The organism is Variovorax gracilis (genome assembly GCF_030317115.1).
GTDB lineage: Bacteria > Pseudomonadota > Gammaproteobacteria > Burkholderiales > Burkholderiaceae_C > Variovorax > Variovorax gracilis.
The window spans coordinates 1-14,569 of sequence record NZ_JASZYF010000063.1; the positions used below are offsets into that span (position 1 = coordinate 1).

Sequence of the window (14,569 nt, forward strand, 5' to 3'; positions counted from 1 at the left end):
GGTGTATCTCACGGGCTACGGCTTCCCGATCTGGCGCGGTGGCCCGATGCACTACGCGAGCCAGGTGGGCCTGTACAACGTGGCCGAATCGATGAAGCGCTTTGCCAAGAACCCGCGCGACGACGCGAGCTTCTGGCAGCCCGCGCCGCGGATCCAGAAGCTGGTGGCCGAAGGCAAGTCGTTCAGCTGAACCTGCGGCAGGCTTCTATCGATCCGATCGAAGCCTGAAGGCGATGCCCAGCGCGCTGAAGGCAGCGTGATGGGCTTCGATGCCGACGCTGAAGCCTTGCGACGACGCGTTGCGCACCAGGGCCTCGAATGCGCTCGTGGCGAAATCCAGTGCGGTCACGCCCGTGACGCCGTCCGGGGCCGAGTTGAAGCGCAGGCGGAAATCGCCGAGCCTGAGCGAAGGCACGCCGTCCTCGTCGCGGAAGGGTCGCGCGTGGAACAGCTGGGTCCAGTGAAGCGCCACGCGTTCCGGTGCCCGTACCGCCAGTTCAAGACCGCAGAGGCGCGCCATGCAGTCCGCGGAGGCGCGGTCTTGCTGCGGGGCGTTCTCACGCAAGTCGACGGTGCAGGCGCCGGTGTCCATCGCATCCACGCGCAGGCAGGGCTTGCAGCCCAGCGCCGAACCATCGAGCGCTTCGATTCCGAGCTGTTGCAGGTGCGTGCGCTGCGTGTCGAGGTCGTCGCAGCGCAGGTCCAGCGTGTCGCTCGAAGCGGCACGCAGCTCGACCCACAGGTCATCGAAGAGGAAGCGTGACCCGCGCCGCGAGTCGCCAGAAGACGCCGGCGCGACCTGCGCGCCGAAGATCCTCTCGAAAACCGACGCCGCCGCCTGGTCATCGGCGACTCCGACCTTCAGGCCACGGAAGCGAGCAGGGGCAAACACGGGCGGCATCCCCGGATCAGCCCTCTGCGGCGCGTTGCCAGCCCAACTCCGCCAACTGCCTGGCCTGCTTGCCGGCCTCCAGCGCATGGGCGTTCGAGGCATTGCCCGCCAGGGCCCGGCCCATGATTCCCTGCGCGATGGCTGCCGCGCGAAACAGGTTGAAGGCCGTGTAGAAGCGCCACGCTGCCGCGGTCACGGCGGGCAGCCGCCGGCGCTCGCAGTAGCGTGCGAGGTAGCGCTCCTCGGACGGCAATCCCAGGGCCGCGAGTTGCACGCGCGAGAGGTCGCCGAGTCCGCGGAACGGCGGCGGCAATTGCCACGCCATGCAGTGGTATGCGAAGTCGGCCATCGGGTCGCCGAGCGTCGACAGCTCCCAGTCGAGTACGGCGATGACCCGCGGCGCGTCGTGCGCGAACACCAGGTTGTCGAGGCGGAAGTCGCCGTGGACGATGCGCGTCGCGGTCTCCGGCGGCATGTGCTTCGGCAGCCATTCGACGAGGTTCTCGACGGCCTCGATGCGTTCCGTCTCGCTGGCGCGGTACTGGCGGGTCCAGCGCGCGATCTGGCGCTCGATGTAGTTGCCGGTGCGACCGTAGTCGCCCAGGCCCACCGCCTGGACGTCGACCTCGTGCAGCGCGGCGAGAACCCTGTTCATGTCGTCGCAGATGCGGGTTCGCTCGGCATTGCTCGCGCCGGGCAGCTTGGGGTCCCACAGGATGCGGCCATCCACGTAGTCCATGACGTAGAACGCGGTGCCCATGACCGCACCGTCCTCGCACAGGGCATGCACGCGCGGCGCCGGCACGTCGGTGCCGGCCAGCGCCTTCATGACCCGGAACTCGCGATCCACTGCGTGCGCGGACGGCAGCAGCTCGCCCGAGGGCTTGCGCCGCACCACGTAGCGACGCTGGGCGACCTCGACCAGAAAGGTCGGATTCGATTGCCCGCCCTTGAACTGCGAGACGCGGAAGCCCTTGCCGGCGTCCGCATCGACATGCGAGGCGAACCACTGCCGCAGGGAGGCCTCGTCGAAGCGTTGCCGCTCCTGGACTTCCATCGTTCCGCTGAACTCGTCGCTCATGGGGCAAGGGGGCCGCGCGGCGGCGGGCCAAACAAAGGGATCATGGGACTTGTCTCCTCGGTGAATGCGCGCACGGGTCATCTCGCGGCATGATGGTGCGCGTTCTCAGGAGACAGCCTAAGGGCACCGGTGCCCTGAACGCCAATGAACGCTTGGAATGGACCTGGATACAGCGAATGCATATCTCGAGAGTGGATCTCAACCTGCTCGTGGTGCTGGACACCATCTACACCGAAGGCGGCATCACCAAGGCGGCGGAAAAGCTGCACCTGACGCAGCCTGCCATCAGCCACGCGCTGGCTCGGCTGCGCGATCTCTTCAACGACCCCCTGTTCGAGCGGCAGGGCCACAAGATGGTGCCCACGCCGCTCACCAAGCGCCTGATCGATCCGCTGCGTGGCTCGCTGCAGTCGATCGGCTCGCTGCTCAACGACACGCAGAGCTTCGAGCCGGCCATCGCGAAGAAGCGTTTCGTGATCGGACTGCGCGACTACATGGAGTCCACGGTGATGCCGCCGCTGATGCGCGCGCTCGCCATCGAGGCGCCGGAAGTCGAGGTCTCCGGCGTGCGCGCCAATCGGCGAAGCCTTGAAAGCGAGCTGGCGGCCGGCACGCTCGATGTGGCGGTCGATGTCCTGCTGCCCTTGTCGGATGCGGTGAAGGTCAAGCGCATCAGCGTCGACGGCATGGCCGTGGTCGCCCGCAAGGGGCATCCTGCCATCCACGGCTCGGTGGACCTCGACACCTACCTGGCGCAGCGCCACATCCTCGTGACCTCGCGGCGCCAGGGGCCGGGCTTCGAGGACATCGAGCTGCGCCGCATGGGCGTGCAGCGCCAGGTCGCGCTGCGGTGCCAGTTCTACTTCGCGGCCTGCCGCACGGTGTCGGAGACCGACCTGGTGCTCACGATGCCGGAGAGCTACGCGCACATGGCCAACCGCCAGTTCGGCAACCAGGTGATGGCCTTTCCGGTGCCGCTGTCCTCGATGGATGCCTACATGTACTGGCACGCCAGTACCGACAACGACGCCGCCAACCGCTGGCTGCGCGCGGTGCTGATGCGCTGCTGCGTGCGCTGAGCGCCACGGCGCCTTCCTCGTCTCCCTGGATGTCTGGGCGCGGCTGGCCCGAGCCGTGCAGTCGCACGCCTGAATGTTTCGCATGAGGGTTTACGCCAGTACGGCTTTTCGTGCATGCCCGTAAATTGACATCTGTTATAACAAATTACGCGAAGGAAATTCCGGAGCGTCAACGAAGGAGACATCGATGTCCATGAAGAGGCGCCACTTCCTCCGGTCCACCGCCGCTGCCGTTGGTGTGCTGGGCCTGCCTGCGTGGCAGACCGCCCGGGCGCAGTCCGGGCCCGTGCGAATCGGCGTGATGCTCCCGATGAGCGGCATCGGCGCGGAAGCCGGCGCGGCCTGGCTGGCCGGCGCGAAAGTTGCCGCCGAGCAATGGAACGCGAAGGGCGGCGTGCTCCAGCGGCCGGTGGAGCTGGTCGTGCGGGACGACAAGTTCACCAGCGCCGGCGCCGTCGCCGCGGCGCGAGAGCTGGCGGGAAGCGGCGTCAACCTGCTGATCGGCGGCTCGCAGTCGCCGATGGCGCTGGCGACGGCACCCATCCTTCCCGAGCTCAAGGCCATGATGGTCGCGCCGTGCCCGACCGTGATGTCGCTGACGCACGAGAACTTCCAACGCAACTTCTTCCGCCTGTCGTGGAACGCCTACATCGCCTTCGCAGGCATCGGCAACATGCTCACCGACCGCTTCAAGGAGGTGGAGACGTGGTCGTGCATCGTTCCCGACAGCGAGAACGGCCGCGACATGGCGCGCTTCTTCACCATCGGCGTGCAGCGTGCCGCCGCGAAGGCCGGCCGCCAGGTGAAGGTGCTCGACCCGGTGTTCGCCAGCCTCAACAAGTCTGACTACAAGGTCGAGATCAACAGCCTCATGAACGCGCCCTCGCAGGGTCTGTTCGTCGGGCTCACGGCCGCACCCTGCATCAGCCTGCTGCAGCAGGGGCGCTCGGTCGGCATGGACAAGAAGTTCAAGGTCATCGGCGACGCGGGCACCGAGCTGATGATCGCCAAGGCGATGCAGAAGTCCACACCGGCCAATCTCTGGAGCATCAGCTACTGGGTGCCGGGGACCGAGGCCGGCAAGCGCAACCCGCTGAGCACGCCGCTCTACGACGGCTACGTGAAACTCACCGGTGACAAGAACCCGCCGAGCATCGTGCAGTCCAGCCACCGCTGCGCGCTCGGACTCTTCAACGCCATCCAGAAAGCCGGCAGCACCGACACGGACGCCGTCATCGCCGCGCTGGAGGGCCTCACCTTCGACACCGCGGTGGGCTCCTACCACGTGCGCAAGGAAGACCACCAGGGCCTTGGCACCGCCTACATCGCCAAGGTGGGCGCGCGCGAGGCCGACCCGGGCTACGGCATCGTCGATGCCATTGCCTACAACGAAGCCGACGTGGCCGAGCCGCCATCCCCCGGCAAAGCCATCTCGATGTAAGCGTCACGCGGAGATACAGCCATGACATCACTGAAGCGCCGAACCCTCATCCAGGCCGCGAGCGCGGCCGCCGTGCTAGGCGCCGCCGGCACGCGGTTCGCTTCCCTTGCCCACGCGCAGGGCACGCCGGTCAAGATCGGGGCGATGCTGCCCATGAGCGGCATCGGCGCGGAGGCCGGCGCCGCCTGGCTCAACGGCATCAAGGCTGCGCAGCTTCAATGGAACGCAAACGGCGGGCTGCTGGGCCGCCAGATCGAGATCGTGGTGCGCGACGACAAGTTCACGAGCGCCGGTGCGGTGAGCGCGGTGCGCGAGCTGGCGGGCGAGGGCGTCAACGTCTCCATCGGCGCCGGCCAGTCGCCCATGGCGCTGGCGATCGCCCCGATCCTCGGCGAGCTCAAGAGCGTGGTGGTGGCGCCCGCGCCGAGCGTGATGTCGGTGACGCACGAGAACTTCAGCCGCAACTTCTTCCGCCTGTCGTCGAACGCCCTGATGCTCTACGGCGGCATCGGCAACCTGATGACGAGCAAGTTCACCGACGTGCAGACCTGGGCCGTGATCGCGCCCGACAGCGAGAACGGCCGCGATGTGGCCCGCTACTTCAAGGCTGGGGTCGAGCAGGCGGCCGCCAAGAGCGGGCGCAAGGTCAAGGTGATGGAGCCCGTGTTCGCGAGCCTCAACAAGGCCGACTACAAGATCGAGATCAACAACCTGATGAACTCGGGCGCCGAGGGTCTGTTCATCGGCCTGACCGCGGCACCCTGCGTGAGCTTGCTGCAGCAGGGGCGCGCGGTCGGCATGGACAAGAAGTTCAAGGTCATCGGCGAAGCCGGCACGGAGCTGATGATCGCCAAGGCCATGCAGAAGTCGACCCCGCAGAACCTGTGGGGCGTGACCTTCTGGGCGCCGGAGCTGGAGCCCTTCAAGAGCCAGTTCCCGGTGAGCAAGGACTTGAGCGAGTACATCGTCAAGGTCGCCGGCACGCCCTTCGTGCCTGGCATCGTGCAGGCCTCGCACCGCTCGGCGCTGGCGATCTTCAACGCGGTGAAGAAGGCGAACTCGACCGAGACGGACGCCGTGATCCTGGCGCTCGAAGGCCTCCAGTTCGACACGGCGGCGGGGCCCTACCGCATCCGCAAGGAAGACCACCAGGGCATCGGCTCCTTCTACTTCGCCAAGATCGGCGCGCGCGATGCGGCGCCGGGTTACGGCCTGGAGCAGGTGGTCCGGCTGGACGAGACCGAGATCGTCGAACCCGCGGCGCCGGGCAAGAAGTACGAGGGCTGAGCGTGGTCAATGAACTCATGTTCGCGGTGTTCAATGCCGCGGCGTTCGGCATGGCGATCTTCGTGGTCGCCGCGGGCTTGACGCTCATCTTCGGCCTGATGCGCCTGCTGAACATGGCGCAGGGTGGCTTTTTCATGATCGGCGCGTACACCGCCTATTCGGTGATGGGGCGCGACGTGCAGTCGCTCGGGATGTTCCTGCTCGCCGCGCTGGTGGGCGGCATCGTCGTCGCGCTGCTGGGGCTGGTGACCGACCGGCTGGTGCTGCGCCGGCTGCGCAACGTCGATCCGCACTACGTGCTCATCGCCACCTTCGCGCTGATGATGGTCTGCACGGGCGTCACCAAGCTCATCTGGGGCGTGGACTTCTTCTCGGTCAACCCACCGCCTGGCCTGGACCAGCCGCTCAACCCCTTCGGCATGTTCTTCTCGGCCTACCAGATCTTCGTGATCGCGGCGGGGCTGGTGGTCTACATCGTGCTTGAACTGGCGATCCATCGCATGTGGTTCGGCAAGCTCATGCAGGCGCTCGCGGCCGATCCGTGGATGGCGGGCGTGCTCGGGCTCAATGTGTCCTTCGGCATCGCCCTGAGCGTGATGGCGAGCTTCTTCCTCGCCGGTCTCGCGGGGGGCTTGCTGCTGCCCAACCAGAGCCTCTCGACCGGGCTGGGCGATTCCTACCTGATGTACGCATTCTTCGCCGTGATCATCGGCGGGCTCGGCAACATCCGCGGCGCGTTCATCGGCTCACTGGTGCTGGGACTGGTGCAAAGTCTCAACACGGTGCTGCTGCCGTCGGTCCCGGGCCTGGCCATCTACGTGGTGCTGGCCGCATTCCTGCTGTGGAAGCCCAGTGGCCTGTTCCCTGCCGTGGGTGCGCAGGCAGAAGCGGGCGCCGAGGCCCATGGCTCGGGCGCGCTGCATCGCCCGCGCATTTCGCGCGGCGTGTGGCAGGTGCTGGGCGTGGCGACGGTCGGCGTGCTCGCGACCTTGCCGTTGTGGGTCAATGCCGGCCCGCTGTATGTGGTCGGCACGGTGCTGGTCCAGGTGATCTTCGCGCTGTCGTGGAACATCCTCTTCGGCTACACGGGGCTGGTGTCCTTCGGGCACGCGGGCTTCTTCGCCATCGGCGCGTATCTCGCGGCGCTGGCGTTGCGCCACATCGCGGGCGTCCCGTTTCTGGGCGTACTCGCGGGTGCGGCATTGCTGGGCGCGATCGCGGCGTGGGTCATCGGCGTGCTGGCGCTGCGGCGCATGAGCGGGGTGTTTCTCGCGGTGCTGACGGTGGCGCTCGCCGAGGCGCTCCGACTCATCATCGGCTTCTCGACCTTCCTCGGCCGCGAGGACGGGATCACCGACATCCCGCGTCCCGCGCTGGACTTCGGCCTGTTCCGCATCGATCTCGCCAGCTCCAATGCCTACTACTGGTTCCTGCTGGCCGCGACGGTGCTGATCACCGCCTTCCTGTGGTGGCTGCTGCACAGCCGCTTCGGCCGCACCTTGCAGACGGTGCGGCAGGACGCGGAGCGCGCCGCCTTCATGGGCACGAACGTTGCGCGCTATCGGCTCGCGGCGTTCGTCATCTCGGGCGCCGTCGCTGCCGTCGCCGGGGCGCTCTATGCGCCGTGGTCGCGCATCGTCACGGTCGAGGAGGTGCACTGGCTGGCCTCCGCGCAGCCGATGCTGAACACACTGCTGGGTGGCGTCAGCTCCTTCTGGGGGCCGGTCGTCGGCGCAGGGCTCTTCGCGACCATCACCTATGCGACGCGCACGCTGGTCGGCCTGTCGGAGCTCATCGTCGGCACCGGCCTGCTCGCCATCATCCTGCTGGCGCCCAATGGCGCGGTCGGGCTCTGGCGCAATGTCGAGGAGCGGCTGTGGGGCCGCAAGCCGCGTGGGCCGGTGGCGGCGGAGCCGCCCAAGGATGCGCGCGGGCCTGCCGTCGCCCATCTCGAGGCGGGAGGCGCACGATGAGCGCCGAGCTGCTGCGCGTCGAGGGCGTGCGCAAGAACTATGGCCCCATCGAGGTACTGCATGGCGTGAGCCTGTCGGTCGCGGCAGGCGAGGTCTTCGCCATCATCGGGCCGAACGGCGCGGGCAAGACCACGATGTTCAAGGTCATGACCGGCGAGGTGCCGGCCAACGGCGGCACCATCCACTTCGGGGGCAAGGACGTCACGCGCTTGCCGGCGCACGACCGCGTGCGCGAGGGCTTCGGCCGTACCTTCCAGGTGGCGCGCGTCTTCCATGACTTCACCGTGCTCGACAACGTGATCGCCGCGGTCGAGGCGCGTCGGCAGCACCGCCGCGAACCGCTGGGCTCGCGCTGGCGCTGCGCGCCGTCGGCCGAGGTGCGAGACGAAGCGTTGGCGCTGCTCGAGGACGTCAAGCTGCACACGCTCGCGGGGGAGGCCGCGCGCTTTCTGTCGCACGGCGACAAGAAGCGGCTGGAATTCGTGATTGCGCTGGCCGGCAGGCCGACCATCCTGATGCTCGACGAGCCCACCGCCGGCATGTCGCCGAGCGACCGCGCCGACATCGCGCAACTGGTCTCGCGCACGCAGAAGGAGCGCGGCATCACCGTCGTGATGACTGAGCACGACATGGACGTGGTGTTCGGGCTCGCCCACCGCATCATGGTCATGAACTATGGCGAAGTCGTGTCCACCGGCACGGTCGACGAAGTGCGTGGTGATCCGAAGGTTCGCGAGGTCTACCTCGGCAAGGAGATGGTCGGTGCTTGAAGTCCGCGAACTCGACGCCTTCTACGGCGACAGCCACATCCTGCACGGCGCGCAGGTCTCGGTGAGGGCCGGCCAGCGCGTCGCGCTGCTCGGGCGCAACGGCGCGGGCAAGTCGACCCTGCTGAAGAGCGTGATGAATGCGGGCCCACGCGTGCGCGGCATCCTGCGTTTCGACGGCAAGGACCTGCACGGCGTGCCGACGCACCAGCGCACCCGCATGGGCCTGTCGCTGGTGCCGGAAGACCGGCGCATCTTCACGCACCTGACAGTGGCGGAGAACATCGCCATGGCGCGCTACGGTGCCTCCCCCACGCGGCCGGCCGTGCCGGTGGCCGACATCATGGCCCGCTTTCCGATGCTGGTGCCGCTGCAGCAGCGCTACGGCGGCCAGCTCAGTGGCGGTCAGCAGCAACTGCTCGCCGTCGCGCGCGCCATGGCAGCGAACCCGAGCCTGCTGCTGCTCGACGAGCCGACCGAAGGGCTCGCGCCCATCATCGTCGAGGAGATGGCGCGCGACGTCGTGCGCACCTGCACCGAGGGCAACGTCGCGCTGCTGCTGTGCGAACAGAACATCTGGTTCGCCCGCCGCTGCACCCAGTACGTCTACGTGATCGACACCGGCCGCGTGGTGTTCGAGGGCGACTGGGCGCACTTCGACCGCAATCCGCAGGTGCAGCAGCGCTACCTCGCGCTCTGAGCCTTCGCCCGAATCACCCACGTTTCAACGTCAACCTCCAGACCCCATGGACCTCCAGTACACCCCGGAACAAAACCAGTTGCGCCAAAGCGTCGAGCGCTTCGTGCGAGAGGAATACGACTTCGCGCACCGCCGCAAGCTGGTGGCGAGCGACAGCGGCCACGACGAGCGCTGCTGGCGCCGCTACGCCGAATTCGGATGGCTCGCCGTGCCCTTCAGTGAGGAGGACGGCGGCATCGGCGGCGACGCGACGGACACCGGCATCGTGATGGAAGGCATCGGTCGTGGCCTGCTGCTGGAGCCCTACCTGGCGAATGTCGTGCTCGCCGGCGGCATGCTGTCCGCGCTGGGGAGCGCGGAGCAGAAAGCGCAGTGGCTGCAGCCGATGATGGTCGGGGCCCACAAGCTGGCGTTGGCGTACGCGGAACCCGCGTCGCGTTACGAACTCGCGCATTGCGAGGTGACCGCGCGGCGCGAAGGCGACGGCTACCGCATCGACGGGCGCAAGTCCTTCGTCCACGGGGGCGCGGTGGCGGATTGCTACGTCGTCGTTGCGCGCACCTGCGGCGAGTCGTCGGACAGCGCCGGCCTGACCGCGCTCGTGGTCGATGCCAAGGCGGCGGGACTCGAAGTGCGCCCCTATGCCACGCACGACGGCAGCCGCGCCGCCGATCTCGTGTTCGAGGGCGTGCGGGTCGATGCGTCGCGGCGCATGGGCGAAGAGGGCGCGGCCTACCCGGCGCTGGAACTCGTGATCGACCAGGCGATTGCGGCCATCGCGTCCGAAGCGGTGGGCGCGATGAGTTCGCTGGTCGACATGACGCTCGACTACCTCAAGACGCGCCAGCAGTTCGGCCGGGCGATCGGTACCAACCAGGCGCTGCAGCATCGCATGGTCGACATGTATATCGCGCTCGACGAGGCGCGCTCCATGGCGCTGTACGGCGCGCTGATGCTCGGCGAGGCCGATGCGGCCGTACGCCGCAAGGCGCTGTCGGCCACCAAGATCGAGATCGACCGGACCGCGCGCCGCGTCGGCCAGGAGGCGGTGCAACTGCACGGCGCGATGGGCGTGACGGAAGAGCTCGCCGTCGGCCACTACTTCAAGCGCCTGTCGATGATCGGCGTCACCTTCGGCGACATGAGCTGGCACCTGCAGCGCCACGCGCAGGCCTGAGGCCGAAGAGCAGGGAGCACGGCATGGACCTGAATCTTTCGGCCGAGGAACGGGCATTCGAAGCGGAGGTGCGCGACTTCATCGCGCGGGAACTGCCGCAGGACATCCGCGAGAAGGTGCGGCTCGACCGGCACCTCGAACGCGAGGACTACATGCGATGGCAGAAGATCCTCGGGCGCAAGGGCTGGTTCACCGGCGCCTGGCCGCGCGAACATGGCGGGCAGGCATGGAGCGCCATGCAGACGATCATCTTCAATCGCATCGCCGGCGAGATGCATGGTCCCGAGGTGCAGGTCTTCGGGCCTGCCATGGTGGGCCCGGTGATTTACACCTACGGCACGCCGCAGCAGAAGGCCGAGCACCTGCCCGCGATCCGCGACTCGTCCGTCTGGTGGTGTCAGGGCTACTCGGAGCCTGGGGCGGGGTCGGACCTGGCCGCGCTGCAGACCGCGGCGGAGGACGACGGCGACCACTACATCGTCAACGGCCAGAAGATCTGGACCTCCTTCGCGCACCATGCCGACTGGATGTTCTGCCTCGTGCGTACCGGCCGCGAAGCGAAGCGGCAGCAGGGCATCTCGTTCCTGCTGATCGACATGAAGACGCCGGGCGTGGAGGTGCAGCCCATCCGGATGATGGACGGGCGCCACTACCTCAACGCCGTGTTCTTCGACAACGCGAGGGTGCCCAAGCGCAACCGGATCGGCGAGGAGGGCTGCGGCTGGACCTACGCCAAGTTCCTGCTGGAGCACGAGCGGGTGGAGAACGCCAACCTTCGCTTCATCACGCAGGAACTGCAGAAGCTGCGCCGGGTGGCATCGGAAGTGCGCAGCGACGGTCGGCGGTTGGCCGACGACGCGTCGTTCATGGCCGAGATGAGTGCGGTGGAAGTGCAGTTCAAGGCGTTGGAGATCGGCCTGCTGCGCACGCTGTCGGACATGCATGCGGGCGCACCGGCGGGGCCGGGCAAGTCCTCCTTCATCAAGATTCGCGGCACGGAGATCGCCCAGCGCATCACCGAACTGCGGGTGCAGGCGAGCGGCCCGGATGCCTTGCGTTACCAGCCCGGCGCGCTCTTCGGCCACAACGACGACGCCGTGATCGGGCCCGCGCACGCGCTCGGGCCGGTCGCGACCTATCTCTTCTGCCGTGCGATGACCATCTACGGCGGCAGCACCGAGGTTCAAAAAAACATCATGGCCAAGCATGCGCTGGGTCTCTAGAACATGAACGACGACATTGACTACCTCCAGGGCGAAAAGCCGCTTCACGAGTACCTGCGCGGGCACGCCCGGCATCAGCCCGACAAGACGGCACTGGTCTGGTACGGCCGAGAGATCAGCTATGCCGAGTTGGATCGCTTCAGCGACGCCTTCGCGCAGGCGCTGCACGAGCGCGGCGTGTCGAAGGGCGACCGCGTGGCGCTCTTCATGCAGAACTGCCCGCAGTACCAGATCGCGCACTTCGGCATCCAGAAGCTCGGCGCCATCGTGAGCCCGTGCAGCCCGATGTTCAAGGCGCACGAGTTCGCCTATCAGGTCGGCGACCTCGGCGCCAAGGCGATCGTGGTGGCCGAGCATCTGGTGCCGATCGTGCAGTCGGTGGCCGACCGGGTGAAGGTGCCGCACGTGTTCAGCGTGCGCTATGCGGACTTTCTGCCTGAAGCGCCCAGCCTGCGCGTGCCCGACGACGTTGCCGCGCGCGGGCGGCTTCCGGACGGCACCATCGACTTCCACGCCGTCGTGACGCGCGCGAACCCGGTCGCGCCCGCCGTGGAGCTGTCGATGGACGACGTCTCGCTGATGACTTACACCTCGGGCACCACGGGCATGCCCAAGGGGGCGATGCTCAGCTACCGCAATGCGCTTTACAAGACGGCGGTCGGACAGGAGATGTTCCGCATCCGCAACGAGGACGTGATGCTGGCCGTGGCACCGCTCTATCACATCGCCGGCATGATCTGCGGCGTCACGATGCTCGCCTACACGGGCGCGACGGTGGTGCTGCTGAACCGGATGGACTCGCTGGCGGTGCTCCAGGCCATCGAGCGGCACCGCGTGAGCTGGTGGTACGCGATGGCGCCGATGCTGGTGTCGGCCATGAACGAGCCTGGCGCGGAGCGATTCGACCTGTCCTCGCTCCACACGACGATGGGCACCAGCTTCGGCATCAAGCTGACCGAGGAACTGGCCAGGCGCTGGAGCGACTTCGCCAACGACTGCCTGGTGTACGAGGCGGGCTATGGCCTCTCGGAGACGCACACGAACGACGTGCTCATGCCGCGCGATGCGGTGCGCTGGGGCACGAACGGCATTCCGGGCCGCGGCGTCGAGTTGAAGATCCTCGATCCCGAGGGCCGGGAACTGCCGGTCGGGCAGACGGGCGAGATCGCCGTGCGCAGCCGCGGTGTGTTTCACGGCTATTGGAACCGGCCCGATGCGACGGCGGAGGTGCTGCGTGACGGCTGGGTCCACACCGGCGACATCGGCAAGATGGACGACCAGGGCTATCTGACCTTCATCGGGCGCGTGAAGGAAATGATCAAGGTGTCGGGCTTCAGCGTTTTTCCGGAGGAGGTCGAGTCGATCCTGATCCTGCACCCGGACGTGGGTCAGGTGGCGGTCATCGGCGTGCCTGACGCCGACAAGGGCGAGGTCATCAAGGCCTTCGTCGTACCGGGTGCCAAGGGGCTCGACCAGGACGAGCTGATGCGCTGGGCGCGCGACAACATGTCGCACTACAAGGTGCCGCGCCAGGTGGAGTTGCGCGATTCGCTCCCGGCCAGCGGCACCGGGAAGGTGCTGCGCCGGCTGCTGCGGGAATCGATTCGATAGCCGTCGCCTTTTGCGGACATCAGCGCCATTTGCGAGACGTGCCGCCTGACGCGCGAGCCGCTCGCCATCCGGTCGAGCCCACTTGTGCACAGCGGCCTTCCTTACAATCGGCGTTTTGGAAGGATGGCCCATGGCAGACTCCACGGTCACGGCCAAAGGACAGACCACCGTTCCTCAGCAGGTCCGCGACGCCTTGAATGTCCAGCCAGGTGCCAAGCTGACCTGGCATGTTCTCATCGATGGCACCATCGTCGTGCGGGCAAAAACCAAGTCAATCCTCGACCTTGCGGGGGCGGTCAAGCCCAAGAGTGCCAAGCACATCTCGATCAAGCAGATGAGCGCTTGATGGCGGCACTCCACACAAACGTCCTCGTCCGCCTGATCGTTCGTGATGATCCCCGCCAAAATGCGGCCGCCATGCTGGCGATTGCGAACGTGGTCGGGACCGGCGAGGCCGCGTTTGTCCCGACGACCGTTGTTCTGGAACTGGAGTGGGTTCTTCGCTCCCGATACAGGCTTTCTCGTGGCGAGATCGAGAAGGTCATCGTGGATCTGCTTTCTTCGTCAGATGTCCAGTTTTCCGATGAACGCGCAATCGAAGAGGCGGTATCTTGGTTTCGCGATTGGAACGCGGACTTTGCGGACTGCCTGCATGCCGCCCTTGCTGTTGCTGCCGGACGAGAGCCCTTGCTCACCTTCGACCGCAGCGCATCCAATCTGCGCGCCGGCCAATTGATCCCCGAAACCTGAGCGGCGAAGTCTCGGACCGCCCCATCGCATGGCGGCGTGAACACCCGCCCTCGGGCGCTCGCGGCAGTGGCTCAAGAGTCCGCCGGATCTGCGTCGGCCGCGGCAGAGCGTCGGCGTACAAGCGCCGACAGAGCGTGTAGGTCGGCCCGGATGCGATCGCCGACCGTCTCCCCCGGGCTCTCGGGCTGCAAGTAGTTGTCGCCGATCGCTGCGCACATATGAACGACGAGCTTGGCATACTCGACCAAGTTTTGGTCGAGCGGATCGCCAATTCGGATGAGTCCGACCTCCACGGCCGCCCGGCTGAACAGGTCCAGCGGATGGTTCGGGCCGACCGGATCCTTGTCTTCGTCCTCGCTGACGTAGGTATAGAGCATGGCCAACTCCTGTAGATGTGCCCTGCGTCCAGCAGACCGGCCGTCGAGCTGATGCACCGGTAGCGAAGCCCAGGCGCGGCCGGGCTCACCCGAGTTCGGTCCGCCGAGGCATATCCGCACCCCGCCGCGAACACGTGATGGCCGCCGCTCGCGCTGCAAATCGGAGCAGGGCGCCCAGCGATGCGCTGTCCAGTGCCGACAACGCATCCGG

Annotated in this window: 15 protein-coding genes; 12 read left to right on the forward strand and 3 right to left on the reverse strand. The window is 67.2% G+C overall.

What is annotated here, in order from left to right; translation table 11 throughout:
- On the forward strand, window positions 1-190 hold a 190-nt coding region (locus tag QTH97_RS36065; protein WP_286573532.1), incomplete at its 5' end, for a hypothetical protein.
- A gap of 15 nt (window positions 191-205) precedes the next feature.
- Here the strand turns inward: QTH97_RS36065 and QTH97_RS36070 are convergent.
- The gene (locus tag QTH97_RS36070; RefSeq protein ID WP_286573533.1) at window positions 206-892 is read right to left on the reverse strand and encodes a hypothetical protein; all 687 of its coding nucleotides are present in this window, start codon (window positions 890-892) and stop codon (window positions 206-208) included.
- A gap of 16 nt (window positions 893-908) precedes the next feature.
- Complete coding sequence (locus QTH97_RS36075) at window positions 909-1,973, reverse strand: phosphotransferase (protein WP_286573534.1); 1,065 nt, start codon at window positions 1,971-1,973, stop codon at window positions 909-911.
- A gap of 176 nt (window positions 1,974-2,149) precedes the next feature.
- Here QTH97_RS36075 and QTH97_RS36080 point away from each other — a divergent pair, with 176 nt between their 5' ends.
- The 11 genes from QTH97_RS36080 (at window position 2,150) to QTH97_RS36130 (ending at window position 13,981) form a co-directional block, all read left to right on the forward strand.
- Window positions 2,150-3,052, forward strand: coding sequence for a LysR family transcriptional regulator (locus QTH97_RS36080; protein ID WP_286573535.1), 903 nt, complete (start codon window positions 2,150-2,152; stop codon window positions 3,050-3,052).
- A 187-nt stretch (window positions 3,053-3,239) separates the two neighbouring features.
- The gene (locus QTH97_RS36085; RefSeq protein WP_286573536.1) at window positions 3,240-4,493 is read left to right on the forward strand and encodes an ABC transporter substrate-binding protein; all 1,254 of its coding nucleotides are present in this window, start codon (window positions 3,240-3,242) and stop codon (window positions 4,491-4,493) included.
- A 21-nt stretch (window positions 4,494-4,514) separates the two neighbouring features.
- On the forward strand, window positions 4,515-5,780 hold the full coding sequence (locus QTH97_RS36090; RefSeq protein WP_286573537.1) for an ABC transporter substrate-binding protein: 1,266 nt from the start codon (window positions 4,515-4,517) through the stop codon (window positions 5,778-5,780).
- 2 nt (window positions 5,781-5,782) lie between these two features.
- Window positions 5,783-7,753 (forward strand): ABC transporter permease, encoded by a 1,971-nt coding sequence (locus tag QTH97_RS36095; protein ID WP_286573538.1) that lies wholly within the window; start codon window positions 5,783-5,785, stop codon window positions 7,751-7,753.
- Complete coding sequence (locus QTH97_RS36100; protein WP_286573539.1) at window positions 7,750-8,523, forward strand: ABC transporter ATP-binding protein; 774 nt, start codon at window positions 7,750-7,752, stop codon at window positions 8,521-8,523. The genes QTH97_RS36095 and QTH97_RS36100 overlap by 4 nt, the downstream gene beginning before the upstream one ends.
- Window positions 8,516-9,220: an ABC transporter ATP-binding protein gene (locus QTH97_RS36105; protein WP_286573540.1), complete on the forward strand. Its 705-nt coding sequence runs from the start codon at window positions 8,516-8,518 to the stop codon at window positions 9,218-9,220. The genes QTH97_RS36100 and QTH97_RS36105 overlap by 8 nt, the downstream gene beginning before the upstream one ends.
- 46 nt (window positions 9,221-9,266) lie before the next feature.
- The gene (locus tag QTH97_RS36110; protein WP_286573541.1) at window positions 9,267-10,397 is read left to right on the forward strand and encodes an acyl-CoA dehydrogenase family protein; all 1,131 of its coding nucleotides are present in this window, start codon (window positions 9,267-9,269) and stop codon (window positions 10,395-10,397) included.
- Between the two features lie 23 nt (window positions 10,398-10,420).
- The gene (locus QTH97_RS36115) at window positions 10,421-11,620 is read left to right on the forward strand and encodes an acyl-CoA dehydrogenase family protein (RefSeq protein ID WP_286573542.1); all 1,200 of its coding nucleotides are present in this window, start codon (window positions 10,421-10,423) and stop codon (window positions 11,618-11,620) included.
- Window positions 11,621-11,623: 3 nt separating this feature from the next.
- Window positions 11,624-13,231: an AMP-binding protein gene (locus tag QTH97_RS36120; protein ID WP_286573544.1), complete on the forward strand. Its 1,608-nt coding sequence runs from the start codon at window positions 11,624-11,626 to the stop codon at window positions 13,229-13,231.
- Window positions 13,232-13,361: 130 nt separating this feature from the next.
- Window positions 13,362-13,577, forward strand: a complete 216-nt coding sequence (locus QTH97_RS36125; protein WP_286573546.1) for an AbrB/MazE/SpoVT family DNA-binding domain-containing protein — start codon at window positions 13,362-13,364, stop codon at window positions 13,575-13,577.
- Window positions 13,577-13,981, forward strand: a complete 405-nt coding sequence (locus QTH97_RS36130) for a type II toxin-antitoxin system VapC family toxin (protein WP_286573548.1) — start codon at window positions 13,577-13,579, stop codon at window positions 13,979-13,981. Before QTH97_RS36125 ends, QTH97_RS36130 begins: the two co-directional genes overlap by 1 nt.
- A gap of 71 nt (window positions 13,982-14,052) precedes the next feature.
- Here QTH97_RS36130 and QTH97_RS36135 read toward each other — a convergent pair whose 3' ends face one another.
- Window positions 14,053-14,358, reverse strand: a complete 306-nt coding sequence (locus QTH97_RS36135; protein ID WP_286573549.1) for a hypothetical protein — start codon at window positions 14,356-14,358, stop codon at window positions 14,053-14,055.
- Window positions 14,359-14,569: the final 211 nt, after the last annotated feature.